This is a genomic window from Enterobacter cloacae complex sp. XAL002, from assembly GCF_049236805.1.
Classification (GTDB): domain Bacteria; phylum Pseudomonadota; class Gammaproteobacteria; order Enterobacterales; family Enterobacteriaceae; genus Enterobacter; species Enterobacter intestinihominis.
The window spans coordinates 25,085-50,582 of sequence record NZ_JBMKJN010000022.1 but is presented as its reverse complement, the minus strand read 5'-3'; the positions used below and the strand labels follow the sequence as shown (position 1 = coordinate 50,582).

Annotated in this window: 32 protein-coding genes and 1 pseudogene; 22 read left to right on the top strand and 11 right to left on the bottom strand. The window is 49.6% G+C overall.

The window, feature by feature from the left end; all coding sequences use genetic code 11:
- Positions 1–11 precede the first annotated feature (11 nt).
- The 6 genes from ACOT0L_RS18580 (at position 12) to dbpA (ending at position 6,234) form a co-directional block, all read left to right on the top strand.
- Positions 12–1,343: a VasL domain-containing protein gene (locus ACOT0L_RS18580; RefSeq protein ID WP_126503953.1), complete on the top strand. Its 1,332-nt coding sequence runs from the start codon at positions 12–14 to the stop codon at positions 1,341–1,343.
- Positions 1,344–1,368: 25 nt separating this feature from the next.
- Positions 1,369–1,857 carry a hypothetical protein gene (locus tag ACOT0L_RS18575; RefSeq protein ID WP_022648265.1) on the top strand — a complete coding sequence of 163 codons (489 nt, stop codon included), beginning with the start codon at positions 1,369–1,371 and terminating at the stop codon, positions 1,855–1,857.
- Between the two features lie 313 nt (positions 1,858–2,170).
- Positions 2,171–3,301 (top strand): methyl-accepting chemotaxis protein, encoded by a 1,131-nt coding sequence (locus tag ACOT0L_RS18570; protein ID WP_022648264.1) that lies wholly within the window; start codon positions 2,171–2,173, stop codon positions 3,299–3,301.
- Positions 3,302–3,391: 90 nt separating this feature from the next.
- Positions 3,392–4,375 carry a zinc transporter ZntB gene (gene zntB, locus ACOT0L_RS18565; protein ID WP_032624170.1) on the top strand — a complete coding sequence of 328 codons (984 nt, stop codon included), beginning with the start codon at positions 3,392–3,394 and terminating at the stop codon, positions 4,373–4,375.
- 281 nt (positions 4,376–4,656) lie between these two features.
- Positions 4,657–4,803 (top strand): hypothetical protein, encoded by a 147-nt coding sequence (locus ACOT0L_RS18560; protein WP_369702450.1) that lies wholly within the window; start codon positions 4,657–4,659, stop codon positions 4,801–4,803.
- Positions 4,804–4,860: 57 nt separating this feature from the next.
- Entirely contained in the window at positions 4,861–6,234 is a 1,374-nt protein-coding gene (gene dbpA, locus ACOT0L_RS18555) for an ATP-dependent RNA helicase DbpA (RefSeq protein ID WP_126503951.1), read from the top strand.
- Between the two features lie 43 nt (positions 6,235–6,277).
- On the opposite strand, the gene ttcA is transcribed toward dbpA, so the two are convergent.
- The 8 genes and pseudogenes from ttcA to ACOT0L_RS18515 form a co-directional block, all read right to left on the bottom strand.
- Positions 6,278–7,213 carry a tRNA 2-thiocytidine(32) synthetase TtcA gene (gene ttcA, locus ACOT0L_RS18550; RefSeq protein WP_032609308.1) on the bottom strand — a complete coding sequence of 312 codons (936 nt, stop codon included), beginning with the start codon at positions 7,211–7,213 and terminating at the stop codon, positions 6,278–6,280.
- A gap of 49 nt (positions 7,214–7,262) precedes the next feature.
- Positions 7,263–8,501 (bottom strand): site-specific integrase, encoded by a 1,239-nt coding sequence (locus ACOT0L_RS18545; RefSeq protein ID WP_126503949.1) that lies wholly within the window; start codon positions 8,499–8,501, stop codon positions 7,263–7,265.
- Between the two features lies 1 nt (position 8,502).
- Entirely contained in the window at positions 8,503–8,715 is a 213-nt protein-coding gene (gene xisR / locus ACOT0L_RS18540; RefSeq protein WP_014884030.1) for an excisionase family protein, read from the bottom strand.
- 64 nt (positions 8,716–8,779) lie between these two features.
- Entirely contained in the window at positions 8,780–9,022 is a 243-nt protein-coding gene (locus tag ACOT0L_RS18535) for a DUF4060 family protein (RefSeq protein ID WP_126503947.1), read from the bottom strand.
- A gap of 38 nt (positions 9,023–9,060) precedes the next feature.
- Entirely contained in the window at positions 9,061–10,146 is a 1,086-nt protein-coding gene (locus ACOT0L_RS18530) for a RecT family recombinase (RefSeq protein WP_126503945.1), read from the bottom strand.
- A 9-nt stretch (positions 10,147–10,155) separates the two neighbouring features.
- The gene (locus ACOT0L_RS18525; protein WP_126503943.1) at positions 10,156–13,293 is read right to left on the bottom strand and encodes a RecE family exodeoxyribonuclease; all 3,138 of its coding nucleotides are present in this window, start codon (positions 13,291–13,293) and stop codon (positions 10,156–10,158) included.
- A gap of 140 nt (positions 13,294–13,433) precedes the next feature.
- Positions 13,434–13,598: a YdaE family protein gene (locus ACOT0L_RS18520; RefSeq protein ID WP_065102426.1), complete on the bottom strand. Its 165-nt coding sequence runs from the start codon at positions 13,596–13,598 to the stop codon at positions 13,434–13,436.
- Positions 13,591–13,701, bottom strand: a pseudogene (locus ACOT0L_RS18515) (hypothetical protein); the annotation flags it as partial. The gene ACOT0L_RS18520 and the pseudogene ACOT0L_RS18515, both read right to left, overlap by 8 nt.
- A gap of 124 nt (positions 13,702–13,825) precedes the next feature.
- Here ACOT0L_RS18515 and ACOT0L_RS18510 point away from each other — a divergent pair.
- Entirely contained in the window at positions 13,826–14,326 is a 501-nt protein-coding gene (locus tag ACOT0L_RS18510) for a hypothetical protein (protein ID WP_248178506.1), read from the top strand.
- A 415-nt stretch (positions 14,327–14,741) separates the two neighbouring features.
- Here the strand turns inward: ACOT0L_RS18510 and ACOT0L_RS18505 are convergent, their stop codons facing one another.
- From ACOT0L_RS18505 to ACOT0L_RS18495, 3 genes are all read right to left on the bottom strand, one after another.
- Positions 14,742–15,119 carry an ASCH domain-containing protein gene (locus tag ACOT0L_RS18505; protein WP_126503941.1) on the bottom strand — a complete coding sequence of 126 codons (378 nt, stop codon included), beginning with the start codon at positions 15,117–15,119 and terminating at the stop codon, positions 14,742–14,744.
- Positions 15,097–16,158: an N-acetyltransferase gene (locus tag ACOT0L_RS18500; RefSeq protein ID WP_126503939.1), complete on the bottom strand. Its 1,062-nt coding sequence runs from the start codon at positions 16,156–16,158 to the stop codon at positions 15,097–15,099. Before ACOT0L_RS18500 ends, ACOT0L_RS18505 begins: the two co-directional genes overlap by 23 nt.
- A gap of 99 nt (positions 16,159–16,257) precedes the next feature.
- Entirely contained in the window at positions 16,258–16,650 is a 393-nt protein-coding gene (locus tag ACOT0L_RS18495) for a helix-turn-helix domain-containing protein (protein WP_020690963.1), read from the bottom strand.
- Positions 16,651–16,749: 99 nt separating this feature from the next.
- Here ACOT0L_RS18495 and ACOT0L_RS18490 point away from each other — a divergent pair, with 99 nt between their 5' ends.
- The 15 genes from ACOT0L_RS18490 (at position 16,750) to ACOT0L_RS18420 (ending at position 25,024) form a co-directional block, all read left to right on the top strand.
- A complete protein-coding gene (locus tag ACOT0L_RS18490; protein WP_126503937.1) occupies positions 16,750–16,977 on the top strand; it encodes a transcriptional regulator in 228 nt (75 codons plus the stop codon).
- A 2-nt stretch (positions 16,978–16,979) separates the two neighbouring features.
- A complete protein-coding gene (locus tag ACOT0L_RS18485) occupies positions 16,980–17,531 on the top strand; it encodes a toxin YdaT family protein (RefSeq protein WP_126503935.1) in 552 nt (183 codons plus the stop codon).
- Positions 17,532–17,615: 84 nt separating this feature from the next.
- Positions 17,616–18,533, top strand: coding sequence for a replication protein (locus tag ACOT0L_RS18480; RefSeq protein WP_185817720.1), 918 nt, complete (start codon positions 17,616–17,618; stop codon positions 18,531–18,533).
- Positions 18,530–19,237, top strand: a complete 708-nt coding sequence (locus ACOT0L_RS18475) for a replication protein P (protein WP_126503933.1) — start codon at positions 18,530–18,532, stop codon at positions 19,235–19,237. Before ACOT0L_RS18480 ends, ACOT0L_RS18475 begins: the two co-directional genes overlap by 4 nt.
- A gap of 392 nt (positions 19,238–19,629) precedes the next feature.
- Positions 19,630–20,403, top strand: coding sequence for a hypothetical protein (locus ACOT0L_RS18470; protein WP_126503931.1), 774 nt, complete (start codon positions 19,630–19,632; stop codon positions 20,401–20,403).
- A 60-nt stretch (positions 20,404–20,463) separates the two neighbouring features.
- Complete coding sequence (locus ACOT0L_RS18465) at positions 20,464–20,691, top strand: hypothetical protein (protein WP_126503929.1); 228 nt, start codon at positions 20,464–20,466, stop codon at positions 20,689–20,691.
- A 188-nt stretch (positions 20,692–20,879) separates the two neighbouring features.
- Positions 20,880–21,191 (top strand): HNH endonuclease, encoded by a 312-nt coding sequence (locus ACOT0L_RS18460; RefSeq protein ID WP_126503928.1) that lies wholly within the window; start codon positions 20,880–20,882, stop codon positions 21,189–21,191.
- Between the two features lie 426 nt (positions 21,192–21,617).
- Positions 21,618–21,842 carry a DinI family protein gene (locus tag ACOT0L_RS18455; protein WP_126503926.1) on the top strand — a complete coding sequence of 75 codons (225 nt, stop codon included), beginning with the start codon at positions 21,618–21,620 and terminating at the stop codon, positions 21,840–21,842.
- Between the two features lie 388 nt (positions 21,843–22,230).
- Positions 22,231–22,842 carry a DUF1367 family protein gene (locus ACOT0L_RS18450; RefSeq protein ID WP_126503924.1) on the top strand — a complete coding sequence of 204 codons (612 nt, stop codon included), beginning with the start codon at positions 22,231–22,233 and terminating at the stop codon, positions 22,840–22,842.
- Entirely contained in the window at positions 22,833–23,039 is a 207-nt protein-coding gene (locus ACOT0L_RS18445) for a hypothetical protein (protein WP_185817719.1), read from the top strand. Before ACOT0L_RS18450 ends, ACOT0L_RS18445 begins: the two co-directional genes overlap by 10 nt.
- A 2-nt stretch (positions 23,040–23,041) precedes the next feature.
- Entirely contained in the window at positions 23,042–23,323 is a 282-nt protein-coding gene (locus ACOT0L_RS18440; protein WP_022651648.1) for a DUF1364 family protein, read from the top strand.
- A complete protein-coding gene (locus ACOT0L_RS18435; RefSeq protein WP_126503920.1) occupies positions 23,320–23,676 on the top strand; it encodes a RusA family crossover junction endodeoxyribonuclease in 357 nt (118 codons plus the stop codon). Before ACOT0L_RS18440 ends, ACOT0L_RS18435 begins: the two co-directional genes overlap by 4 nt.
- Complete coding sequence (locus ACOT0L_RS18430) at positions 23,673–23,810, top strand: YlcG family protein (RefSeq protein ID WP_000801961.1); 138 nt, start codon at positions 23,673–23,675, stop codon at positions 23,808–23,810. Before ACOT0L_RS18435 ends, ACOT0L_RS18430 begins: the two co-directional genes overlap by 4 nt.
- Entirely contained in the window at positions 23,810–24,625 is an 816-nt protein-coding gene (locus ACOT0L_RS18425) for an antitermination protein (protein WP_126503918.1), read from the top strand. Before ACOT0L_RS18430 ends, ACOT0L_RS18425 begins: the two co-directional genes overlap by 1 nt.
- Before the next feature lie 207 nt (positions 24,626–24,832).
- On the top strand, positions 24,833–25,024 hold the full coding sequence (locus tag ACOT0L_RS18420; protein WP_126503973.1) for a hypothetical protein: 192 nt from the start codon (positions 24,833–24,835) through the stop codon (positions 25,022–25,024).
- Positions 25,025–25,498 lie beyond the last annotated feature (474 nt).

Genomic DNA, 25,498 nt, shown 5'->3' with positions numbered 1-25,498 from the left:
TTAAAACAGTTATGACAATAAATTCTGAACGCCAACTTAAAACCGGCGGGGATCCGCGCACGCTTGCGGATTACGCTGCCTTGCGCGAAGAAATGAACAAGCTCACCCATCCGGCACGCCCGGATGTGAACTGGCAACACGCGGAAACGCTCTGTCTGTCACTGTTCGGGCATAACGGTGTGGAGCTACAAACGGCTGCCTGGTATACGCTCGCCCGTACGCATCTGGCCGGATTGTACGGTATGAATGAGGGGCTTGCGTTACTTGCTGCACTGGTAGCCCGCCAGTGGGGAAACCTCTGGCCACAGCCTGTCCATGCGCGAATCGAAATCCTTAGTGCACTCAGCAAGCGCCTGCAACAGGTAGTACGAACGCTATCGCTGACGTACGCTGACTTAGGGCAGCTGTATCAGTCTGAAGAGCATCTGAGCGCTTTGGGGGACGTCTTGCAGCGTATGGAACTCAAGCATGCTACTCAGCTTGATGCTCTGCGCACGATGATGCAGAACGCAGCAGTGCGTCTGGAAAAGAGCGAAAATACGGACATGAGTCTGCACGGTGACGCATTGGGTGCTACGGAAATTCACCTCGTCGGACCGACTGAGCGTAGTAAATGGGTTTATGTGGTTGAGCCCGAGCCGGTGCTGAACGTTGGGGTGGTTAAAGAACCTCCGGTGTCGATGAAACCCTGGAAGCCATTTGCTGCTGGTATGTTGACCATGCTGGTGGCAGCCAGTGTCGTCGCAGGAGGATGGCAGATGTTGCATGCGCCAGATTCGGCACAAGCGCAGCTAGCCGCGGCTCTGGCTCCTCTACCTCAAGGGCTATCTACAGGGCAATTAGAGGCGCTGCAACAAACGTCACCATCACCGGAACCGGGGCTTGGCAGGACACAACAGCTGTTAGCGCAGCTTTTACAGTTGAAACCAGACTGGGCAGTGAGCTTCGGCGACCGTCTGGTGCAGCAGGCGCTGACGCTGTGGCCGGAAGAAGCCAAACCCCTGGCGCAACATTGGCAGAAACAGATGAGTATCGCTGCGCTAGCAGATTTAGATCTGAATGGCTGGCATCAGGGTATGGCGCAGTTGCAGCAGTTGACGAACAAGCTGAACGCACTGGATGAACAGAAGGGGAAGTACATTACGGTGAGTGAACTGAAATCAGACGTGTTTGCCATGTCGCAGTCATTTAGCCAAACCATACCGCTTGAGGAGCAGCTTCGTCTGCTTTCCACTCTACCTGCCGGGCAACCCCGGTCAGCAGCGCAGCAAAACAAGGTCGAACAACATCTTCAGCAGTTGATTGTTAGCTACGCCCTGCTGAAGCACAAAAAAGAACAATAAGACTGGCGAAAAACACGGAGTTAACATGTCAGCAAGAGAACGTTTTTTTAAGAAAGTGCAGCAGAATAACGTAAATAAACCGATTCATATTAATACGGCTGAAGCCGAAGTCAGGGCTTTTTGTCAGCGGATGGATGATCTTGCACAGCAAATTATTGTTTGGTTTGAGGGTTCTGGTATTGAAGTCCTGTTATCCCAAAAGCATATCACCGATTTGAGTACGGTCGGCTACAGCCTCAGTAGCAGTATATGTCGTTATGTCATCACGACTGTCATTCTGCGAAATGGAGATCGCAGCGTCAGCATTATGCCAGAACAGATCATCAGGGGATCAGAGAAGGGGTGTATGACAATGTGCATTAATGCCCCCGGCAGTATATCGGGGGAGAGGATATACCATTTAAGCATGGCGCCTGAAACAGGCTGGTATATTCGTCGCGGACATCAAAGTGTGAAAGAGAATGTTCTCATGACGGAGGACTATTTTTTCCAGTCAGTCGACTGTCTGGCCTGACCGTAAGCCAGCCTGGTGGGAGGTCACGGTAACGTAGTTGATATATATTAACTACGTTAACTTATTAAGCATGACTAAACAATGTTGCCCTACGGTACTCCTTCTTAAATAGGTAAGTGCTAATATTTAAGGGGGGGCGGTAACCAAACTACAAGCTGGATATTTACCGTATATCATGCTTTTTATCTGCCTTAAGCGAAACTGCTCAAATCAAACTGCAAAACAACAAACCAACGACGAACGTGAGGACAAAATACTGTGGCAATGCTATAAACCTTAGAGCCCACAAAAATATAAAGTCGTAGGAAAAACTATGCTAAGAAATATTAGTGTCAGAACCTTCATTGTCTATTTCCTTTTATGTGTGTTTTTGGTAAGTGATGGAGTTATAGCGCTATTTTCAGGGAGTTTTTCGCTTTTTATTGCAGTCATTATCGTACAATGTATCGCCTTAATTTTACTCTGGGCGTATATGACAAAATATCTTGTGACGCCGATCAATACTGTGAAAAAAAGTATTGAAGAAGTGACGTCAGGCAATCTCGGCGTGTCGATCCCTGAATTCGGCAACAACTGTGCGGGACGACTGATCCCGGGCATTAATAGTCTCTCCAGCAACATTGCAACGCTGGTCCGTGAGATCCGCGCCTCCTCGCAAACCGCGATGACCCTGTCAGATCAGCTTTCTTCACGCAGCGCGCAGCTTTCCGTTAAAACAGAACAGCAGTCAGCTTCGCTGGTGCAAACGGCAGCCAGCATGGAAGAGATGGCTGCAAGTACAAAAAATAATGCCGACAATACCCGTTTAGCCAGCGAACAGGCGAATATCGCGACGTTGCAGGCGCGTAAAGGCGGAGAGTTAATGGGGCAGGTCGCGAACAATATGCAATCAATTACCGACTGCGCCCAGCAAATGACAGAGATTATCTCGCTGATTGACGGTATCGCTTTTCAGACCAATATTCTGGCGCTTAATGCTGCCGTTGAAGCGGCAAGAGCGGGCGACCATGGAAAAGGATTTTCAGTAGTCGCCGGTGAGGTCAGAAGCCTGGCGCATCGTAGCGCCGAAGCGGCAAAAAATATTAAGTCATTGATTGAAGTCACCAGCCATAACGTGACGCAGGGCGTTAACGTAGTCTCTGAAGCTGAAAAAAACATGCACGACATCGTTACCGGCTCGGGCAATGTCAGCAGACTGATGGATGAAATTTCCGCCTCAACATCGGAACAAGAAAAAGGGATTTCACAAATCACGCTGGCATTGTCAGAGCTGGAACGCGTAACGCAGAGCAATGTGTCGATGGTTGAAGAACTGAACGGTTCTTCAGATGTGCTGCGCAATCAGGTGATTGAACTTCAGACACGAACACGTAATTTCCGTCTGAAGAACGAGTACCAGGCTGATAATGCGTTAATAAGCCGCGAATGGGTGGTGAATTCCTGAGCATATTCAGGATGATGCCTCACATAATTATTGCTTAACCCTCGACGAAAGCTAGACTGACACCGAAAGAGATAAATCGGTGGAGGCGCTGTGGAGAGCATTAAAGGGTCTGAAGTTAACGTACCTGACGCGGTTTTTGCATGGGTACTTGATGGACGCGGGGGCGCAAGGCCGCTTGAAGATCAGGATCACATCGACAACGAACACCCATGCTGGCTGCACCTCAACTACACGCACCCGGACAGCGCCGAGTGGCTCGCGTCCACGCCGCTATTGCCCAACAACGTTCGGGATGCGCTGGCGGGAGAAAGTCTCAGACCTCGCGTCAGCCGGATGGGTGAGGGGACGTTAATAACACTGCGTTGCATAAACGGCAGTACGGATGAGCGTCCGGATCAGCTGGTGGCAATGCGTGTCTACATGAATGAACGATTGATTGTTTCCACCCGTCAGCGAAAAGTGCTGGCGCTGGATGACGTCATTAACGATCTGAAAGAGGGCACGGGGCCTACGGATTGCGGAAGCTGGCTGGTGGATGTATGTGATGCGCTGACCGATCATGCCAGCGAGTTTATTGAAGAACTCCACGATAAAATCATCGATCTGGAAGACAACCTGCTCGATCAGCAAATTCCCCCACGTGGTTTTCTGGCGTTGTTGCGAAAACAGCTCATTGTTATGCGCCGCTATATGACCCCGCAGCGCGACGTCTATGCGAGACTGGCCAGCGAACGCATGAGCTGGATGAATGACGATCAGCGTCGCAGAATGCAGGATATTGCTGACCGGCTGGGACGTGGTCTGGACGAAATTGATTCGTGTATCGCCAGAACGGCGGTCATGGCGGATGAGATAGCACAGGTAATGCAGGAGTCATTAGCCAGGAGAACCTATACCATGTCGCTGATGGCGATGGTCTTTTTACCGAGTACGTTCTTAACCGGGTTGTTTGGCGTCAATCTTGGGGGGATCCCCGGCGGTGAATATCACTATGGCTTCACCACGTTTTGCGTCATGTTAGTGGTTTTGATTGGGGGTGTTGCATGGTGGTTGCATCGTAGTAAATGGCTGTAAATTTACGCATTTTCTAATGCAGCGACTGCTTCAAAACGACATTTTAATTGAGCGAAGTCAATAAACTTAGACCATGTTAGGTGCAATATTACTCCCGCAGGTGAATGCAACGTCAAGCGATGGGCGTTGCGCTCCATATTGTCTTACTTCCTTTTTTTGAATTACTGCATAGCACAATTGATTCGTACGACGCCGACTTCATAGTCGGCTTTTTTTTGCCTCCTGTTTATCTGCGTCTACCCTTTAGGGGTAAGCACCCAAATCTGGAGGAAAAGATGAGTATGCTACTTGCCTTGCAACGCCTGAACACATGGCAGTCCGATCCGGTGCCCACCGATCCGACCCCAATTCCCGATCCCATCCCGCGTCCGCAGCCGATGCCGGATCCGCCACCGGACGAAGAACCGATTAAATTGTCGCATCGTTAGCGGAGATCTGCGAGGATACGCGCCATCTGACTGCAATCATTACCATGAGAGTATATTGTGACCGCTTTTTCCACGCTGAACGTTCTGCCTGAAGCCCAACTGACAAACCTGAATGAGTTGGGTTACCTCACTATGACCCCTGTCCAGGCCGCCGCGCTGCCGGCTATCCTTGAAGGCCGGGATGTGCGCGTGCAGGCGAAAACCGGTAGTGGAAAAACGGCTGCATTTGGACTCGGCCTGTTGCAGCATATTGATGCAACCCTGTTTCAGACCCAGTCCCTGATACTCTGCCCGACGCGCGAGCTGGCCGACCAGGTCGCGGGTGAGCTGCGTCGTCTGGCGCGTTTTTTGCCTAACACTAAAATTTTAACGCTCTGCGGCGGACAACCGTTCGGTGCGCAGCGCGATTCCCTTCAGCACGCGCCGCATATCATTGTGGCAACGCCGGGCCGTCTGCTTGATCACCTGCAAAAAGGCACCGTTTCACTCGATGCACTGCAAACGCTGGTGATGGATGAAGCTGACCGCATGCTGGATATGGGCTTCAGCGATGCGATTGACGAAGTGATCCGCTTTGCGCCAGCCACGCGTCAGACGCTGCTTTTTTCTGCCACCTGGCCAGAGGCGATTGCGGCGATCAGCGGGCGCGTGCAGAAGAACCCGCTGACCATTGAAATCGATACTGTCGATGCATTGCCAGCGATTGAGCAGCAGTTCTTCGAGACGTCGCAGCAGGGCAAAATTCCACTGCTGCAAAAATTGCTTAGCCAACACCAGCCAGCGTCCTGCGTGGTGTTCTGTAATACTAAAAAAGATTGTCAGGCGGTGTGCGATGCCCTGAACGATGCCGGACAGAGCGCATTATCGCTGCATGGCGATCTGGAGCAGCGCGAGCGCGATCAAACGCTGGTTCGTTTCGCAAACGGCAGCACTCGCGTGCTGGTTGCAACGGATGTGGCAGCCCGTGGCCTGGATATCAAATCGCTTGAGCTGGTGGTGAATTTCGAACTGGCATGGGATCCTGAAGTGCATGTCCACCGCATCGGACGTACCGCGCGTGCGGGTAACAGCGGTCTCGCCATCAGCTTCTGCGCGCCTGAAGAGGCGCAGCGCGCTAATATTCTTGCGGAAATGCTGCAACTGAAACTCAACTGGGTGAATGCCCCCGGTAATATCAGCATCGCTCCGCTGGCGGCGGAAATGGCCACCCTGTGCATCGACGGCGGAAAAAAAGCCAAAATGCGTCCCGGTGACGTTCTGGGGGCGTTAACAGGGGATATCGGTCTCGACGGGGCAGATATTGGCAAGATCACGGTCCATCCTGCACATGTCTATGTAGCGGTTCGCCAGTCGGTTGCGCATAAGGCCTGGAAACAGTTGCAGGGCGGGAAGATTAAAGGGAAAACCTGCCGCGTTCGGCTGCTGAAGTAAGGGAAAAAAGCGTCTCAGAAGCACTGTCTGAGACGCAGTCAGGTTATTTCACTTCCACCACGTTCAGGCGCAGTTCATCGAATTGCGCATCCTCTTCCTCTGGCTGCCAGCCAGCAGGCTGCATCGGGATCTCTTCGCGGTCAAACGCCAGATCCCCGCCGTTCACCACCTCTGAACCGTGGTTAATCCCTTTGAAATCGAACAGTTCAACATCGGCGAGGTGCGAAGGCACCACGTTCTGCATGGCGCTGAACATGGTTTCAATGCGACCCGGATAGCGTTTATCCCAGTCACGCAGCATGTCGCCAATGACCTGACGTTGCAGGTTCGGCTGTGAACCGCACAGATTGCACGGAATGATAGGGAAGGCTTTGGCCTGAGAGAAACGCTCAATGTCTTTCTCGCGACAGTAGGCGAGTGGGCGGATCACGATGTGTTTGCCGTCGTCACTCATCAGCTTCGGTGGCATTCCCTTCATTTTGCCGCCGTAAAACATATTCAGAAACAGCGTTTGAAGAATGTCGTCCCGGTGATGACCAAGCGCAATCTTAGTGGCGCCCAGTTCGGTTGCGGTGCGGTACAGAATGCCGCGACGCAAACGTGAGCAAAGCGAGCAGGTCGTTTTGCCCTCCGGGATCTTCTCTTTAACAATGCCGTAGGTATTCTCTTCTACGATTTTGTACTCAACGCCCAGGTTCTCAAGGTACTCCGGCAGGATATGCTCCGGGAATCCTGGCTGTTTCTGATCGAGGTTAACCGCGACCAGGGAAAAGTTCACCGGTGCGCTTTGCTGTAGATTGCGCAGGATCTCCAGCATGGTGTAGCTGTCTTTACCGCCCGACAGGCAGACCATGATGCGATCGCCTTCTTCAATCATGTTGAAGTCTGCAATGGCTTCGCCCACGTTACGGCGCAGTCGCTTTTGCAGTTTATTCAGGTTGTATTGTTCTTTCTTTGTATTTGATTGATTTTCTTGCATTTATTACTACCTTCGGAGCCAATAGGGGCATAATAGGGGCAAAAATTTTTCAGCGTGCGAGCTTATCGTTAAGCATCAGCACCTGTTCGCCATTCATTTCTTCAATCCACGCACCGTAGACTTCATAAACCATTTGCGCGTTTTCATGCCCCATCTGGCTGGCTATGAAAGACGGGTTAGCGCCGGCAGATAAAAGCCAGCAGGCAAAAGTATGCCGCGTATGGTACGGATTCCGGCGGCGAATACCAGCACGTTTTACAGCTGCGTTGAATCTCGCACCGATGCTCGATAAAGAGTAGTAGGCTTTCTGCTCTCCTTTGCGCATCCGGGGTATGAAAACGAATCGCAGGCTTTGATTTTCCACTGCGCCATACTCGCGATGATTAAAGACAATTTCGGTTTTAGGCTGTAGTGCTGTCAGCTTGCGCTGTGCTTTCAAGGCTTCAAGTGCCGGCTCTAATAGGGTGATAACCCGGTTACCTGCTTCGGTTTTTGGCGGGCCGAACATGCCCAACGCATTAAGATTGCGCTTTATATGGGCTGTACCTTTTTCCCAGTCAATATCTTCCCAGGCAAGAGCTGCGAGCTCTCCATGACGCACACCAGTATATACTGCGAACGTCCACATATTCAGGCTTTGGCCACGCTCGGATTCCGCAAGCAAACTAAACTCCTGCTTCGTTAAAGGATCCGGTTTTACTTTCCCTTTGTGTAATTTCTTGATCCCTTCGAAGGGTTTGCTACTGATAAAGCCTGATTTGTGTGCAAACCGAAGAAGTGAGCACAGAAGCGATATATAGTTGTTCACTGTACGCACAGTGCGTCCCTGTTTGTTGCTTCTGGGATTTGCCAGGTAAAGTGTCTCACCGTTCAAAAGTTCCTTTCTGTATTTCAGAATGTCGCTGTGGCGTATAGTTGAAACCGGCGTGTCTTCGTTAATGATGTGCATTAACGTACCGAGTTGTGAGCGCGTCTTACGCATCGTATTCGCGCTAATTTCTGTTTCTTTAATGTTCGTCCACAGTTCACACAGCTCTGAAAAGGTTTGAACTGAAACAGTGGTTACGGTTTTTTTTGCTTTGGAAGATGAAGGAAAGCGCTGGTGGTAATCAAACTCTCCAAGGTTGATCTCGCTAACGATCACAGCCCGAAGATTCCCGGCTTTTTTGATGTTCGCCGGGGTGTTAATCCAACCTTTTAGAATTTCGCGGCAACGCTTTCCCCGGTACATAAACCAGATACAAATCTTATTGTTTCTGATTTCGACACCTGTAGGCAAAGCTGTCATCTTACGCATCCCTTATTAACTGATTAATTCTCGGATAGTTATACCAGGTTGTGCCACGCAAGGTTTTTTCGCCAGAAGGAGATACCCGTTTAAAATGGACACCTTCCACCCAACAGCCCTGGCGATACTTCTCAATCTGTCGTTCGGTCAGGCCTGTTTTTTCTGTGAGCCTTGCGCCAACAACCCATTCTTCGTTAAAAATTACCTGCGACATGGTTCACCTCAGGTAACCGGCATGAGTATAGATATGCCGGTCTATAGTCGTTGATATTTCAGTTTCAGTTTGCCTGGCCGGGCAGGGAACGCAGTCGGCGCATGCCGGTCATTGCTGTGGCCACGTAGCTTGACTTGCAGTTGACCACTTCAACCCAGACCTTCACGCCTTCCACTCTCACCGTATAGGTCTCTTTCATCTTGCTGCGCCCATACTCGCCATATCTTTGCTGGTGGGTTGCGAGTGCGATTTCACATGCCTTGCGAGCCAAAGGGGATTGCTTACTGCCTCGATTAATCAGTCGCATTTCTTCTCCTAGAGGGAGGGTTTCCCCTCCCGATCTCGTTAGTCCACGTATTCCGGTTTCATATCCGCCAGGGTGATGCTGAACTGACCATGCAGTTCGTCGCTCAGATGGCGTTTAGACGACGCAAGAACGCGCTCTACCTCTGCGAACCGCGCAGCTGCATCGGGTTCATCTGAAGGTGGCAAGGAATTGATGGCTGCTTCGACTTTGTTCCGTGCATCAACCAAGTAATATCGTTTAACGGCCTTGTTTTTCAGCTCAGTGAAAAGGGCAGAACCCAGCGTTGCTTTCACGGTTTCAATATCTGCGCGCAGAGCTTTAGCGCTATCCACATCCTGAGCCGCCTCGATGCGGTCACGAAAATCATCAGCAAGTGCATCGATGTTTTGAGCTGATTCCTGAGCCGTTTGAGTCGTAGAGACGTTGTCACCTGAAATGTCTGCAAGGCTTACGTGCTGCGCCGGTGCTGGGTTTACCTCTCGTTCTTCACGGCGATCATCCAGTTCATCCGGGGTATAAACTCCCAGAATTACATCCGGGCAGAATAGTCTCGCCCAACGTTTGACGGCCAGGTACGCCAGCTGCTGGCGAGGGTCGTCAGCCCAAAGGGTAGAGTTTCGGGTTCGGGCCTGAGCCAGCAGTAAATCAAGTTCCCTCGGCTGATCTTCACCTTTAAGCGTTGCGCGGATAATGATGCCGATCCCGGCTTCGTCAGCCAGGGTCCAGCCCGGGACGCGGTACTCGCCTTTGTCGCCTTTACGGATGTGGAATTTTCCAACGACCTTTTCCCATGGCCCGTACCATTCATATTCAAAGCGGCTGGCCAGCACGCCGCTTCGTGAAATGACGGCATTAACCAGCTGAGCTTCATACCCGAGCACACCGTTAATCAAGTGCGTCTTCTGCGCCACGGCAAAGGGATTCATCTGCCACTGTGCCGCTTGCATCGCAACTGCCATGCAGTCGGCCTGATTGCCTTGCAGGTGCTTAGGAACAGTAGCGGTGCCCTGGGCCATAATCTGCGCGAACGTGCTGATGGCGTTCAGATACTGGGAATCGAACAAAGCCACGTTGGAGTTAATAACGGTATTCTGGTCAGCAACGGTAACGTTTGTGTTATGCATAAATCCCCCTTAAGCCTGAGCGCGCAGCGCTTCGAGGCGGCGCAGGTCAAAGTCGTTCAGTTCATCGGTGTAATCGGTAGTGATCGGCGCTGGCCATTCGCCCGTGTCGAATCCGGTTGCGATGGCGCGCATCGTTTTGCGGTACTCGAGCATGCCCAGCTCCAGCAGTTCGGTTGACGCCTCGATGATGGCGATCCAGTGGTAGTTCTCGTCTTTGTTGACGAAAATCCAGAAGAACTGATCCAGTGCCGCGGTCTCGCAATACATAGCCGCACTGAGGTGGTAGTCCCGATCAATGATTTCCCGGTGCAGCCTTGCGCGCAGGCTTTCCTGCTTCACATTCCACATGCTGATGGTTTTCAGGTCAGCACCGATGCGCACGCCGTCCAGTTCAATCTCGAGGTCAGGGCGTACACGCACTTCTGATCCGGTTTCGTCGTCGAAACCGAAATAGCTCACTTCAACGGCGCGGCTTGGATGTGTCAGCAGCATGCCCGCGGTCGGGTGCGCCAGTAGTGCGGACTGAATTGCCCGCGCTGTGGCCAGCTGCTGGCGGGTAACCAATATCTTTTCGCCAGGGTTGTTGCGCCAGGCATCCAGCAGTTCGTCGGCGAAGATGGCATCGGGCTTAACTGATTTAACTGCCTGGATCATGTCTGCTTTGGTACCGGACACTTTCAGCGGTGTCGGTTTCTGCGCTTCTTGCGCTACCTGGTCTGGATTGATGATTGCTAATTGCTCAAGTAATGCATCACGGCTGCCGCTGGTTTTAACCGGCACGGGCAGGGTGGCGTTGTACTCTTTAATGCATGCCTTCATTGCTGTTGCTGTCTGCTTCTGGCCTTCTTCAATACGCTGGTACTCAGCTGGGAGAGCCATATAGCTTTGAGCCGTTTCTTCCAGACTGGCACCAAGCGGCACTGGAGCAGGAAGGGATGCGTTATATTCTTCAAGCAACGCTTTAATCTCGTCAGCGCTTAGTAGTGCCGGCAGGCTGGCGTTGTACGCGTCGATAAACTCACGCAGAGTTGCGGTGGTCGTAAACGCACCTTCAGGGATCTCCGGTTCTACGCTGAACTCTACATCGAGGTTTTCCGGCTGCAGTGCAAGGGCGTGCACCAGATTTCCCATGTCCAGCACTTTGGATGCTGTGCGCGGGATGGTTTTAGCCACATGTCGTGCGTTGAAGTACATCAGGCTGACACGGGCATCTTTCACCTGGGTTGAGCTAATACCGTTTGCTGCGTGATAAACGTCATTCGGCAGACCTTCGTAGCGGCCAGGCTCGAAGTAAGCCGGGTATTCGATAATTGGCTCTGGCTGCTGCTCTTTCGGCGCTATAGAATCTGTCTGCGTATTAGCTGCATCAGTGCTTTCGCCCGGTGGTACCGGACCAACATCTTCGTCTTTCTCTGGCTTAGCCGTTTCCATCTGCACATCGCTGGTGGTCTCCGCTGTGTTTTCCATTTTTTCGACTTCATTTGAAGGGATATCGATGACCGGGGCGGTATTTCCAACCATCAGACCATCGATGGAGAACACGCCGCAGCCGAGATTTTCAACCTGCGGTTGTTCAGCTGGGGCTTCAGTCTCAACTACAGGAGTAGGCAACGGCAGTAATTCCACCGCAGAGTTAAATTCAGCCGTCATGGTTTTATTAACGAACTCAAGATGAGCCGCTGGCGTGTGGTGGATGTTTTCCGGCGCTATGCGGATCAGATTGAAGATTGCCGCACGGTTCACCGCCAGTACGCCGGGCTGATTACGCAGGATGGCGCTCCATGATTTCCATGGTTCTTCTTTCTTAGCCACGATTTCTTTGGCACGTCGTAATACGCACGAAGGAATTTCGAAGTGGTGGAAGTCCATAGGCAGTAGGGCACAGGCAATTTCAAGATCGAGAGTGTCCAGAGTGTGGTGCGCGCCTTCGCCGCGATCCGTTACATAGCCGCCGTCTGCATTGGTACCAGAATCAGTGCGCTGAATATTACTGATGCGATTACCAGCAGCCCATTCGCGAACGAGAATGCCGCGGTCAATGTAATCAGTCGCCGCCCAGATTCGGGTAAAACGAAGTACCAGAGCGAGTTCGTGACGCTTCTCCTGGCTGAACACCTTGCGAATGGCATCGGTGTAGCGCCACAGGTCTTTAGTGTCGTAACTCTTCACCTCTTCGCAGTTTTCTGCCGCCAGCAGCAGGTTCTGGACATAGCTGTTGTCAGTGTCCATCTCCAGAGCGCTGATACCTTCGTATTCTTCGCGGGTTAAGTGGTGGCGCAGTTCGTCGGCGGTGAACTGGGCGAGTAGCTGCTTGCGGAAGGGCATACGAACGACTGGATAACGTGTGGTTTCGTCATCATTCTCGTCAATCTGGATACCGTTATCAGGTTTGAGATCATGACCAGTTGTAACGTCGGCGTCGCTGGTGCTTTCTGATTTAAGAGGAGCAAGCTTTCCGCTTCTCCACTCTTCAACTAACTGATTGCGGTCGCCGGCATCTGCTCTCGCCCAGTCAGCCATGAATGCAGCGATAATTTCAGTTTCGTGCGCTTCATCTGGCGCGAAGACCTGCTTAATTGCCTGAACCAGTTTCCACTCAGCGTTCAGGCTGAGTTCGGCAACTTCAGGTATGTCGTTCTTCGCCAGCAGCAGATTCTGGAGATAGGTGTTGCCTTCATCCAGAGACATTTCACTGGCAGCCAGTTGCTGCTCTTTAGTGATGTGTGACTGATATTTGTCGCTGGTCAGGTGGACGGCATAACGAACCGCTGGTGTGCGGTTTTCAAGCGGGACACTCTCGCCGGTAGTTTCGACTTTTACTGTCGGTTCCGGTGCGGCAGTGTTGTCCACGGCGCCAGTAGACTCAGCACCAGCCTTTGGTAGCCAAGTGCGTCCATCGTCCTGGAGTTCGTAGCGTTTGCACCAGGTGTAATCCACGGTGCTTTCTTCCGGCAGATCGTTATAAACCGGAAAATCGGTGCGAACTGGTTTTATGTAATCCTTACCGCGGCCGGCTTCAATACCAGCATCTTCAAGCTCAACGTCGAGCTGTAGGTTTGCACGAGCTTCTGATTTCGCAGTGAACCAAATCACTGCGTCTTCTTTGCCAGATTTCTGCGTAGCCTTAACTACATAGAAAAATTCCATGTGAGATCCTCTTTTTTGGATGTAAGATCCCCGGGCCAGAGATAGCGCCCATTGGGTGAACTTTGGTTTTTTAAGTAGTTTTCCGGTGTAACTTTGGTCGGGAGCACCGGACGTACGGGCCGCCTTGCGCGGCTTTTACGTTATGCCTCGTGCGCCATCTGGTCGTACGAAGCACAACGTTCAGAGCAGTATTCCTTTTCTTTGCGCGCCAGCTGTGAGCCGTTGCGATAGAGAAGGGTACTTTTGACTACTTCCTCCGGTTCAACCGGCTTGCCGCAGTACCCGCATTTTGTTGAGTCACACATTTGGATTCCCCTTTTGCGCCAGCAAGTAGCACAAGCGGCGAAGAATCACCTCGATGAAGTTCAGCTTTACTGCCTGCTGCCGTGATGGTTTACGTGCGTAATCAGTCACTTTGATCTCCTTGTAATGCCTGTCTTTTGACCACATCAGGCTCGGTGGATCCTGCTATTCCCCAACAACAAGGATTCGTTTAATCTGGATATCCCCAGCAACAAGAAGAGTATTCGTAGTGATTGCCGAACTATCAGCTGCCATGGCCGCCATAAAAGAGACCGCAGGTTTAGCCAAAGTCATCAACGACGCAAAAACTGATGCGGAAGTTAAAGCTGCCACGATTGAACTTCAGAACAGGTTAATTACACTTCAGGCGGAGTGCTTCTCGCTCGGTGACGTGATCCGTCAACGTGAAGAAGAAGCAATGCTTCTCAAAGCAAAAATTGCAGAGTACGAAGACTTTAATTCCCAGACGGAAGGTTATGTTTTCAACCAACTTGATTCTGGTACGTTTGTGTATTCTAAGGAGCAAACTGTGGGTGACACGAAGGTGACTGTGCATCTTTGCCCACAGTGTTTTACTAAGAGAGTAGTATCGATACTTCAACCAACTGGAGAGCCGTATTATAACGCTCACACCAAAAGCTATTTTCACCAATCTGTTTGCCATAACTGTAATGCCTCGTTCTCGATGAACAACTCTAAATATCAACTTGATGTCAGTTGGTTAGGCTGACATACAGGGATATCCAGATTTTTAAAGAGCGAAGCGTCCTGCAGGGCGCTTTTCTTATGCCTTATCGCCGGCCAGCGGAACGTTTACACCTGATGCGCGTTAATTTATCCACCTCATCCGACTGTTCATATGCCGTCGGCGGCTACTTCGTGGGCGTCCTGCCTTGGTGGTTCATAGTGCGTCTTGGTGAGATTGATTAAACACAATGTTTAATCGCATGTCAACAAAATGAGTATTTATGTATAAACAAAAAGTTTAATTATGGTTTGTTAGTGGTGAGATTTGTGAGTTTCAGACGCAAAAAATCAACGGAATGGCCCAGCTCGGAGAGGGAGAGGGAGAGAGAGGTTTTACTTTGTGGCGAGTTGATAGGGTAGGATAACAACAAACCCGGCATGGTGGCCGGGTTGTAGGTTTAGGCGGGAAGGTATAAATATGATTGCGGTGGCTTTATGTTTTGGCCTAATGAGGAAATCGGCATAGGATTCTCAAATCTTTCCACATCGCCTACTTTTATAGCATATGCCTTTTCCCTTCCCAAGTAATAGCTATCGAAGAATTTTTTTGATATTCCTGCATAGTCTTTTGTCTTTTTCCATATAGCTTCAGGTTCGTCGGATAAAATGTAGTCGATTGAAAATTGACCCACAACTTTACCTAGCGGCATTGTTGCATATATTACAACAGTGCTAATTTCCTGATTTTTAAAAATCCCTTTGCGAAACTCGAACCTCTTAGTTCCGTTTAGTATTTTTTCAGCGAATTCAGGTTTAATCGACAATAAAACTTTCATTAATGCGGCCTAATTCTAGAATTTCATTAAATTGCCGGTCAGTGAGTTCAAAATTACCCCATCTGCCATTGCGGTCCCCAGTCAAACCGACTTGATCAATCAGCATTGCACGATTAGGGCGTTTTTGCAATGCAATATTATATGTAAATCTAACAATATAAGGGGATTTCTTAGAGCGATAAAAATCCCGTAATTCAGATTCTGAGAACACGCTAAATCTACGGCATTGATCTACGAAAGAATTTTCATCAGTAAAACTGGTGATTAGTCGTACAGACTCCACTACACATATAGAACTGGCCACTGATCTGTAACGCGCTGAACCCTGTCCATCGGTCATGCGATAAATAACGATAATATCTCCTCGATTCATGTTCTGAACCGAATGCATTGCACATATGTATATTTTGTGAATGCTATTTGTATGAGAGACGTCGCGAACCACGTCGGGAGATTCATTAATCAGTTTGGAGTCAGGGAAGAGTCTTGTATGATACTCAGGTTTGATTGCAAGGATAAATTTCTTTTTGTTTCGTGGTAAAACCAAAGGGTAGTCAAGCAATACATCGCCGTAAATATCATTTAAGTTGCGCGCATATACAAACTCTTTACCGTTTTGAGTTTCTTTTTCCCCATGAATATAAAAACCATAAGTTTGAAACAACTTTACGAGGTGCTTGTGTTTTTCAAAGACAGTTACATATATATCATCGGAGTTAGAGTTAAAGGCGTGGTCGAATGCTTTTTTTAAAAAGCGTTGTCCTCGTAAGGTACCTTTTGATTCAAATTTAAATGTTCCGATTTTCAGATGTTTACCTTTAGGAAGAGCGGGAGATATATCTCCAGCATCATCATCTTCCTTCAGGTACATGAATCCTTCAATGTTACGATTCTCATTATAAAGAACATAAGCAAAATCACCATTCCTTGCTTTCTTGTTCATCCATTCGGGGAATTCCTTATAGTCTTCCTTTAAGCTATCAAAGAAAGGATCGTCATGGTTAAAATCAGAAAACCTTTGAAACTTAAGACTATCCATATCTTTACTCCCAATGATTTGATTCAGATTTTTTAAGCCATTGATTGCACAATTTATGATTATTTCGGGGTTGCAACAACTTCGTGCAACCAGAACACTCTAATCCTCTTGCGATCGGATTCGACCTTTCATGTACTTTTCATACAACTCGTCCAGCTCTTTCAGACGAAGCGCAAAGATACGGAGCATGTTCTGTTGCTCTTCTTCAGGAAGTTGACGGTATAGCTCCAGTAGACGTTGTTCGTCAGGCTTTAGTCCGTCCTTCTCTCCGACATCTTGACCAAGAAGCCACTCAAGGCTTACCCCAAGTGCATCCGCTAATTTTATCGCTGAGCTTTTCCCAATGGTCCCACGAACGAACCAGTTATTGACCGACTGAGCACTGACGCCGCAAATGCGGGCCATGTCTGATTTGGTCAATTTCTTCAGTTCAAGGACTTCGTTAAGTCTCTGAACTTGTGGGTGGTTAATCTGATGAGTTTTTTCTTTCATGGACGAATTCTAAACCAAAAGTTTATTAGCTCAATATTCAAAATGTTGACATATGGATAAACAAAATGTTTAATTTGGCCATTACCCATGGAGCAAATTATGAAAGCAATTGATAAAGCAATTACCAAAGCAGGAACAGCTTCACGCTTAGCCAAACTCCTGACCGTAAGTGCAATGACAATCAGTCATTGGCGCAATAGATATAAGGGCGTTGTTCCAGCAGATCGTGTCCTGCAAATTTATGGGGTAACTGGCGTAACTCCCCACGAACTACGCCCCGATCTATACCCGAATCCCACTGACGGATTACCTAAACAGGAGCTTTAACCATGCAAACTGTTTCATTTCAACAGAGTAGCAGAGCCTCCTCTAATTCACTGATATTCCAGTGTCATCAAAGCGAGTCGGCAGCGCAGGATATTGATCATCGAGATATTTGTTCAGCAGTCCGGGCGTGGGCAGCGGCAGAAGGGCGCGTAGCTGTTGCGCTTCAGATTCAAGAAGCGGCGGAAGAACTTCAACCTGATGGCGTGGATTTCTCAGGCCAGGCCGATGTGTGGAACGTAAAGCTGTTCCGCTGGCTGGATAACAAAGAAGACTCCGCATCGTACCGAAAGAACGTCGAACAACTGATGCCAGCGATCATGTCCGTATTACCGCTTCGATACCGAGACCGCGTCGTTAAAAACGACTCGTTTGCATACCGGATGGCCAGGTTGGAAAAAGAGGTGAGTGAGGCGAAGCAAGCTCTGATGCTCGATGCACCGAAGAAGGAAAAGCTAAAGGAGTTAGGAGAGGGGATTTTCGAAATGTTCCGTGTCGATCCGGATCTCACAGCGCCGCTGCTGGCGATGGTCACAACCATGCTGGGGGCAATGTGAAGACTTCAGAAAAGGCGAAAGCCGCGGTGCTCGAACACCAACGGCTTTCAGGTGCAAAAACGGAGTGTAATTGCGGAGCTAAGTATGTCAAACACAGCTGAAATTATCAATTTCCCCAACAGAACCGAACAACCGGGAGGTCGTATGGCCGACCTGTCGAACGGGTATACCAAGGTCGCTAATGAGATCCAACAGCTCAAGCCTCGTCTGAGAATGTCAGGCCGGGAGTGGCAGTGTTTTGAGGCGGTGATCTGGCTTACCTACGGCTGGAACAAGAAACAGGACCGCGTTACTAACACGGTGATTGCCGAGCTTACAGGGCTGAGTGATTCGCATGTCTCTGATGCGCTCAAATCGCTAGCTGAACGCAAAATTATCTTCAGTCAGAAGCAGGGCGTGATGAAAACGGTCGGTATAAATACTGACCTTTCCGCCTGGATTTTAGACAAGCCGAAAACGGGAAAAGTCTTCCCGAAATCGGGAAAAGTGTTACCGAAAACGGGAAAAACCTTCCCGGAAACGGTAGACACCCAAGACTATAACAAGAACAATATTAAAATATCCTCGTCTCGGAATTCTGACGAATCCCGAAACCAGAAAACTCAAAAGTTTCTCTCACGCCATCCAGAAGCTGCCGCCGGGATATACACCCCGGCAGGTAAATCATGGGGATCCGCTGACGACCTCAAGGCCGCACGCTGGATTTACGACAGGCTTCTCACCGTCAACGCATCGCTATCCGAACCCAACTGGGCTGAATGGGCAAATACCATCAGGCTGATGCGTGTCCAGGACAAGCGCACGCACTACGAAATTTGTGACCTGTTCCAGTGGGCCAACCGGGACGAGTTCTGGAAAGACAACATCCTGAGCCCTTCAAGTCTGCGCAAACAGTGGGATCAGCTCACCACCAAACGGCTGCGCGCAACCGGAATGGTAAAACCTTCCCGGGGCGGTATCGACCTGCATAACACCGACTGGATTGACGGGGTGCTGGAATGAAAAACCTTGCCGAGAGCATTCGCAGTTTTGACCGGGAACAGGCACGCCGTGTGGCACACAACATGCCTGAGCAGTACACCGAACGCGAACAAACGCAGCAGGTGGCGCAGATTATCAACGGGCTATTTGTACAGTTGGCCGCTGCGTTCCCGGCAAGCCTGGTTAATCGTAGTCAGGAAGACGTGAACGAGATCCGTCGACAGTGGGTGCTGGCCTTCAAAGAAAACGGGATCACCACTCTGGAGCAGGTTGAAGCCGGTATGAGCATGGTGCGCCGTCAGGAGCGACCATTCCTGCCTTCGCCAGGCCAGTTCATCAAGTGGTGCAGGGAAGGGCGCAGCGTGCTGGGGATCACCACCGCTGACGTTATGGCTGAATACTGGAAGTGGCGCAAGCTGGTGTTTCGTTACCCGAGCAGCGAGCAGTATCCGTGGTCTAAACCAGTTTTTTACCACATCTGCCTTGAACTGCGGCACCGGGGAACTGATGGCCAGTTGAGCCACAAAGAACTAGAGCGCGAAGCCAGCGACATTCTGGATATGTGGGAAAAACGGGTGCTGGCTGGGAAACCGATTCCGCCCGTTCGACGGGCGTTGGGGGCGCCTGTATCGCCAAAGGGGCCGACACCAGTGGAGCTTTTGAAAGCAAAATATGAGCGCATGAAGGCTGAAGGGAAGGCACCGGGAAGAAATGGTACGCTATGAGCGAGGAGCAGACGTTCGGAGTGCATAATTATATCGATGCGTCTTAAGCAATGGGGAGCAGTTTACGGCGGGCATACACTGATTCAGATCAGCATCACAAGGCATGTAACAAGTAGACTGGAAAGTGTCATTCAGGGCCCGTCGCCTTAACGACGCTTAAAATGCCATGTGTCTTCGCTGTTTTATTTAAAGCAGTAACGTTTGGGAAAGAAGAAGAGGTCGAGCGAATACGTTCAGATTCGATGGCAGAAATTTATATGATTGATTTAAAATAGTGTTTGCCGCATTCTATATGAGGCTGAGGCGGAGTTAGATTGTAGGCTCTATTGACGCGTTGGTACAGCCTTCCATCTAATCACTATTAGTCGTCTCAAGGAATGACAGTAGAATTTATGAATGTGAAACTTCGTATACTTTCTCTATCTGCGTTGCTTTTCGCTGTTACTCCTGCGTGGGCTGAAGAATCTGGTGCAAAGGCCCTATGTGAGCTTCCGCGTCCGAAGCTGCCTCGTAAGGCTGCGCAGACTATTAAGCCTGAAATAAGCATTGTCTGCGGATCAAACACAATTTCCCAGACTGTTAGCTTACCGTCAACACAGGCCTTAACTACAATCCCGAGCCAGAGCGGCAATGCGCCCTCGGGTTCATCGGCCATAGTCGCGTTGATCTCTGCTGCTGCAGGGATATTCGGGGCATTTGCTGGCGGACTTGCCAGCTACTTGATTGCTAGACACAAGGCGAAGTCAGACTTAGAACTCGAAACCAAACGTCTGCAGGCAAATCTTGTGGCGACAGAGCGCCTTCGTTGGCTGCAAGATATTCGTGTAAGGTTGTCGGATTTATATAAACAGCTTGATCTACAGTACAACCATTTGAAGCGTCCAGTGGTTCCCGGTTCAATTGCAACTACACAGCAGCAACTTGATGTGATGTCTTCTGAGATCATGGCGCAATGCAATATGATTACGTTAATGCTGAATCCAGCCAAACCTGATCAAGCCGAGCTTCGGGATACGCTTCAGCAGGTGCTCGCATTCATGCTGAGAGCATTCCAGCATGCGGCAGCATTAAATGACTCCGAGTACACTAGACTTAAGCAAGCTGCTTTTGATGCAATGACACGCTTGGGCGTAGAGACTTGGCGACAGGTTAAATCCTTGTCATGAACGAGCAACGGTTAACCGAAATGTTAGTCACTCATTGTTAATTTGATATAAGGACCATTTATGAACCTCAACATCAAAATTCTTAAAAAGGGAGACTCAGTTATTAGCGTGTTGCCCTATGAAGGAAGCGTTGCTATCGCAGTTAAGAGAAAATCAGGTCATATAGATATTGTACTGATTTCAAAGAATTCAGAGGGTTTGCCAGAAATAACGTCAACATGGACAATTGGCGAGGGAGATAATGAAATTGAAGTTCAAGATGGCGACGTAACGATCTCAACATTTTAGAGGCCTGCAAATGAATTGTAAAGCATGTGGATTGGAAGGTCACAACAGTAGGACATGCCCAACCGCTAATAACATAAGTCCTGAAACCAGAGATAGGGCTTTAATTCTTCGTATAGACGGAATGACTCGAAGCGAGCAGAGTGAAATGCATGCCGAGCTTGTTAAGTTAAAGAAGCGCGTAACTGCAGATGAAGCGAAAGCCACATTGGTTGAAGGAAGCTCACGCGAATTACCTAGTAAAATACGCGCTCTCATTGAGAATAAGCAAAGTGAATAGACGGCCCTATTCTCATTCCCGACAGCAAAAGAGAATTAAAGAATTACAGGCTAACCTATGTATTGTTTGTTGGACTGACGATAAGAAACAAGCACGAGGTCATCACTTGATTCCCTTCTCTGAGGACGGTGGAGATAACATCATTAATTTTGTTACTCTGTGCGACGAGTGTCATAAAAAATACCATGCAGGTAAGCTGAACATTGATATCTATAGGTTTTGAAAGAATGTCATCCCCTGCAATTAACTAACGGGAATGGCGCATACCCTGAAACACTTCAAATTTAACTCAGGTAATGAGCCTCCCGATGTTTTACTCACCGTTTTGATAGATATGTCCGCTTCTGGCATAAGGCTGACATCCCATCCTGTATCAGATTGAACATTAGCTTATATTGAATTAGTGGCTTTCTAGTTGTAACACAACGCATGCGAGTCTTGCTGCAAATTTAAACTCTTTTCTTTCTTACGCCCTTAAACCTGCAGCCCACAAATATTCTAGTCTTCATTCTAGAAGTGGCCTGTGATTTGTTTAGGCGGTACATAACCGAAATCTTATACATGCATGCTTTTAAACCGTTGCAAAATCCGGGAGATACGTTTATAAATACACTGTACATTCATACAGTAATTCATTGCGGAGGGAAAAATGAAAATCGAGTTAGCCATTGATCGCATGAAGAAACTTCCTGATGGAGCTATACCTGCACTAGAATCAGAACTGCTGAAACGGCTCAGTAAACAGTTTGATGATTGCCAGCTTACGATTAAGCGTGCCAGCAATGATGGGTTGACTGTTTTCGGGGGCGACAAGAAAGAGGTCGAACATATCGTGCAGGAGACTTGGGAAAGCGCGGACGAGTGGTTTTATTAATCGCGTGAAATTCACTGGAGCAGTTTCAAAGAGTATCGCTGTTTGCGTTCCCCTGGCTGTTTCAGATTACTGTTTATCGCGTCAATAAGTCGCTCTGGGGGAAATAGTGTGTAGTGCAGATGCCTTTAATGCAGATGATCAATGGTACGACGTGGTCAGAAGGGCCGATAAAGCAGTTATCTATAGCTTCCCGGCGGAAGGGAGATATCTGGTTTATCGAGTAAATGGAATAGTTTCATTACGACCGTTACTCGAAGAGGAAGAAATCTTCACTCTCAACGGGTTCATGCAATTTGCAAAACGGCTTGGGTACCGAATTACACCACCGTCTGATATTATTCTTTCATAGGCCTGAACAACCTATACCTGATGCGCCACGGAGAGAACCATGGCGCTAGAATTACAACTTATCAAACACCACTCAGGAATACTGATCCCGGCAACGCCCGAGACCAGCGATATCCTGCAATCCAAAACCCGGCTCGGTGATGTTCTTGTCGCCGAGTTCAGGCGGGTACGAAATCCAGCGTTTCATCGCCGCTTCTTCGCGCTTCTCAATCTCGGTTTTGAATACTGGGAACCAACCGGCGGGGCTATCTCGAGTAACGAGAGGAAGCTGATCTCAGGCTACGCAAAATTCCTGGCTTCTTACGGCGGGAATGAGGGCGCGCTGATCGATGCTGCTGAGCAGTATCTGGAACAAGTGGCCTACCGCCGGGTCACGAATGGCATTAGCCTGTGCAAATCCTTCGATGCTTACCGCGCCTGGGTGATCGTCGAGGCAGGGCACTTTGATGCCATTCAGCTACCTGACGGAACACTTAAAAAACATCCTCGCAGCATCTCATTCGCCAACATGGACGAACTTGAGTTCCAGCAGCTCTATAAAGCTGCGCTCGATGTTCTCTGGCGCTGGATATTGTCAAAAGCGTTCAGGGACCAGCGCGAGGCGGAGAACGCCGCTGCTCAGCTTATGATCTTCGCGGGGGGATGGGGATGAAGCATAGCTGGTTCCATCATACCGATTGCACAACCCAGCAGGCCGAAGAGCTCATGGCGGAATACCAGCGCCGCGGCGTAATGGTAGAGCGCAGCCTGAACTCCGATTATCTCATCTGGACCGTCAGCGCCCGGCTGCCTGAAGGCAATAAACCGCCGCGTATAAATCGCCGGTGGCAAAACCGGATATGGGGGTGAGCATGGCTATTTATCGCAGCAAAAAATGGCTCGCCGCCGTCGGGCAGATCGAGCGTTGTGTTCTTTGTGGAGCATGGGGAACGCAGGTGGCACACCGGAACGAAGGGAAAGGCATGGGATTAAAAACCGATGACTGTGCGACAGCTGCGCTCTGCGTTTGCTGTCACGACAGCATTGATAACGGGAATAAGCTGAACAGGGAAGAGCGCCGGCAGCTTATGGACCGTGCGATTGTTCTGACAGTGATTGAAGTTGCCCGCCGCGGGCTGGTGGTGCCCGCATGAAAATTTACGAAATTACGCCGATTGGCAAGCCCCGAATGACTCAGCGTGACCGATGGCATAAACGGCCAGCAACAGCAGCGTACTGGGCATACAAAGAACAGGTCAGGCTGCTGGGCATCCGCCTGCCAGAGTCCGGATATCACGTCACGTTCGTCATCCCCATGCCAAAGAGCTGGAGCAAGACAAAGCGGGCGCAATATGTCGGCCAGCCTCATCAACAAAAGCCGGACAAAGACAACCTGGAAAAAGCTTTGCTGGATACAGTGTTTGACGAGGATAGCCATGTCTGGGACGGACGGGTTACCAAAATCTGGGGAGAAACAGGGCAGATCATTATCGAGGAGGCCAGATGAAGCCAGAAACGCTTGAGATACTCCGGGCGCGCTGGCAGCGCCTTCGCATTTACCGCTACCGGGGATCGGTGCTGGTGGATTACCGCATTCTTCGTAATTTTGTTCGTATCTATCATTCAGCAGGAGCAGCCTAATGAACCTCGAAAACACCGTGAAATACCACTTCGCCAAGTCGACGCTTATTAGCGACACTCCGCGCGCCACTGGTTCAGATTCGCTGACCGGGACGGATGTCATGGCGGCCATGGGCATGACCCAGGAACGCGCCGCCATGGGATACAGTGCCTTCCTCGGCAAGATGGGCATCAGTTACAACGATCGGGCGAGGGCGATTGAGTTGCTGGCTGAGTATGCGTTAACCAAATGCGATAAGGTTGCCGCGCTGCGCAAGCTGGACAATGCGGTTAAGCCACTGGTTATGCACCAGCTGGCCACCTTTGCTTTTGAAGATTATTCTCGCAGCGCCGCCAGCGTGAAACAGTGTGATTGCTGCTCGGGTCAGGGATTCATTGAGGCTGATGTTTTCACGATGAAATCGCACTACACCATGAAGCTTCCACAGTGGGCAAGAGACCTTAAGCAGTCGCCAAGTGATTTCGAAGTTAAACGTCAGGTGAAAGAGTTGGTGCGGGTTCTGTGTTCGGCCTGCAACGGGAAAAAGGTGGTTAGCTGCGCCTGCGGCGAATGCCGGGGCCGGGGTAAAGCGGTTAACAAAAAGCTCACCGATAAGCAGGGGGTACCGGTTCTAGCCGATTGCAAACGCTGTAGTGGGCGCGGCTATGAGCGAATTCCATCGACCGAGGCGTATGCAGCTGTTTGCCAGATTACCGATGCAATATCCGTCGCTACCTGGGAAAAGTCGGTTAAGCGTTTCTATGACCAGTTAATCACGAAATTCGATATTGAAGAAGCGTGGGCAGAGGCGCAACTTGAGAAGATAACCCGATAGCGCTCAAGAAAATAGCGCTCAATTTTATAGCGACCTATTTACTTTTCCGGAATCTGTGTTAATTTCTCTCTAACGATGGGTTAATGCCTTCGTTTAAAGCCCTGCGGTTAACCCCGTGGGGCTTTTTGCTTAATAGCGATTTAAGAATTTCTAAAACCATCACTATTCATTGCCTCTTATAATCTTTATATCGAAGAGGAGGGTATGATGAGAGAAGGCTATTACTGGATCCAGTACAATGGCAGCAGGCTGATCGCTTACTACATGCACGAAAAAATCGACGATTTAGAGTCGGGTGAAGTTATCTATGGTGCATGGTACGTGACTCGTGGAGATGACCTTGCCAATAATGGCGAGGTTGAAGTAATTAGCGAGCGTATTGAAGAGCCAAAGCTGTAACAGCAAAAAATTATATGAAGCCTCTTAACTGTGCGAGGCGTTAGTACCCATGGAAGAAGTAACGAATCTTCAAGCCGATAAACTTCAACACTGGCCAGACATAATGCTGGATTAAATATAGGGCAGGCGGAACAACTAAGGTCGCACCGGTTGCGCAGATTGCGTATACCGCCGAGTCCTTTGCGATTAATGAATAATTTAGGTTAAGCGTTTCAAGATTGATTGCATTGGCCGTACTCGAACCTACAAATCCAGAGCCAAAAACAACCAGAAACACATATAGTGATGCTGTTATGAGCTTTAAAATTAGCCGAATGTATTTCACGATGAACACCTGCTGATTGATGCCATCTTTTTACACAAATGCCATCTGTTTAGCTAGCTTAAAGGTCTCTTGCTTCTAAATAATACCCTGCTCATTGCCTTACCCTCACATTGCCAGCCTGTCGCTGGCTATTTGATTTCAGGCTCCGG

What these genes read in the sequence shown, in the direction of transcription:
- ACOT0L_RS18430 (WP_000801961.1), top strand. Translation starts at nt 23,673, where the DNA reads ATGAAGCCAGAAACGCTTGAGATACTCCGGGCGCGCTGGCAGCGCCTT.
- ACOT0L_RS18570 (WP_022648264.1), top strand. Translation starts at nt 2,171, where the DNA reads ATGCTAAGAAATATTAGTGTCAGAACCTTCATTGTCTATTTCCTTTTA.
- ACOT0L_RS18445 (WP_185817719.1), top strand. Translation starts at nt 22,833, where the DNA reads ATGGGGATGAAGCATAGCTGGTTCCATCATACCGATTGCACAACCCAG.
- ACOT0L_RS18460 (WP_126503928.1), top strand. Translation starts at nt 20,880, where the DNA reads ATGAAGCGAAAGCCACATTGGTTGAAGGAAGCTCACGCGAATTACCTA.
- ACOT0L_RS18490 (WP_126503937.1), top strand. Translation starts at nt 16,750, where the DNA reads ATGAAAGCAATTGATAAAGCAATTACCAAAGCAGGAACAGCTTCACGC.
- ttcA (WP_032609308.1), bottom strand. Translation starts at nt 7,213, where the DNA reads ATGCAAGAAAATCAATCAAATACAAAGAAAGAACAATACAACCTGAAT.
- ACOT0L_RS18520 (WP_065102426.1), bottom strand. Translation starts at nt 13,598, where the DNA reads ATGTGTGACTCAACAAAATGCGGGTACTGCGGCAAGCCGGTTGAACCG.
- ACOT0L_RS18580 (WP_126503953.1), top strand. Translation starts at nt 12, where the DNA reads ATGACAATAAATTCTGAACGCCAACTTAAAACCGGCGGGGATCCGCGC.
- xisR (WP_014884030.1), bottom strand. Translation starts at nt 8,715, where the DNA reads ATGTCGCAGGTAATTTTTAACGAAGAATGGGTTGTTGGCGCAAGGCTC.
- ACOT0L_RS18420 (WP_126503973.1), top strand. Translation starts at nt 24,833, where the DNA reads ATGAGAGAAGGCTATTACTGGATCCAGTACAATGGCAGCAGGCTGATC.
- ACOT0L_RS18535 (WP_126503947.1), bottom strand. Translation starts at nt 9,022, where the DNA reads ATGCGACTGATTAATCGAGGCAGTAAGCAATCCCCTTTGGCTCGCAAG.
- ACOT0L_RS18425 (WP_126503918.1), top strand. Translation starts at nt 23,810, where the DNA reads ATGAACCTCGAAAACACCGTGAAATACCACTTCGCCAAGTCGACGCTT.
- ACOT0L_RS18475 (WP_126503933.1), top strand. Translation starts at nt 18,530, where the DNA reads ATGAAAAACCTTGCCGAGAGCATTCGCAGTTTTGACCGGGAACAGGCA.
- ACOT0L_RS18435 (WP_126503920.1), top strand. Translation starts at nt 23,320, where the DNA reads ATGAAAATTTACGAAATTACGCCGATTGGCAAGCCCCGAATGACTCAG.
- ACOT0L_RS18470 (WP_126503931.1), top strand. Translation starts at nt 19,630, where the DNA reads ATGAATGTGAAACTTCGTATACTTTCTCTATCTGCGTTGCTTTTCGCT.
- ACOT0L_RS18450 (WP_126503924.1), top strand. Translation starts at nt 22,231, where the DNA reads ATGGCGCTAGAATTACAACTTATCAAACACCACTCAGGAATACTGATC.
- ACOT0L_RS18440 (WP_022651648.1), top strand. Translation starts at nt 23,042, where the DNA reads ATGGCTATTTATCGCAGCAAAAAATGGCTCGCCGCCGTCGGGCAGATC.
- ACOT0L_RS18560 (WP_369702450.1), top strand. Translation starts at nt 4,657, where the DNA reads ATGCTACTTGCCTTGCAACGCCTGAACACATGGCAGTCCGATCCGGTG.
- ACOT0L_RS18575 (WP_022648265.1), top strand. Translation starts at nt 1,369, where the DNA reads ATGTCAGCAAGAGAACGTTTTTTTAAGAAAGTGCAGCAGAATAACGTA.
- ACOT0L_RS18485 (WP_126503935.1), top strand. Translation starts at nt 16,980, where the DNA reads ATGCAAACTGTTTCATTTCAACAGAGTAGCAGAGCCTCCTCTAATTCA.
- ACOT0L_RS18455 (WP_126503926.1), top strand. Translation starts at nt 21,618, where the DNA reads ATGAAAATCGAGTTAGCCATTGATCGCATGAAGAAACTTCCTGATGGA.
- ACOT0L_RS18480 (WP_185817720.1), top strand. Translation starts at nt 17,616, where the DNA reads ATGTCAAACACAGCTGAAATTATCAATTTCCCCAACAGAACCGAACAA.
- ACOT0L_RS18545 (WP_126503949.1), bottom strand. Translation starts at nt 8,501, where the DNA reads ATGACAGCTTTGCCTACAGGTGTCGAAATCAGAAACAATAAGATTTGT.
- ACOT0L_RS18465 (WP_126503929.1), top strand. Translation starts at nt 20,464, where the DNA reads ATGAACCTCAACATCAAAATTCTTAAAAAGGGAGACTCAGTTATTAGC.
- ACOT0L_RS18500 (WP_126503939.1), bottom strand. Translation starts at nt 16,158, where the DNA reads ATGGATAGTCTTAAGTTTCAAAGGTTTTCTGATTTTAACCATGACGAT.
- ACOT0L_RS18525 (WP_126503943.1), bottom strand. Translation starts at nt 13,293, where the DNA reads ATGGAATTTTTCTATGTAGTTAAGGCTACGCAGAAATCTGGCAAAGAA.
- ACOT0L_RS18530 (WP_126503945.1), bottom strand. Translation starts at nt 10,146, where the DNA reads ATGCATAACACAAACGTTACCGTTGCTGACCAGAATACCGTTATTAAC.
- ACOT0L_RS18505 (WP_126503941.1), bottom strand. Translation starts at nt 15,119, where the DNA reads ATGAAAGTTTTATTGTCGATTAAACCTGAATTCGCTGAAAAAATACTA.
- ACOT0L_RS18495 (WP_020690963.1), bottom strand. Translation starts at nt 16,650, where the DNA reads ATGAAAGAAAAAACTCATCAGATTAACCACCCACAAGTTCAGAGACTT.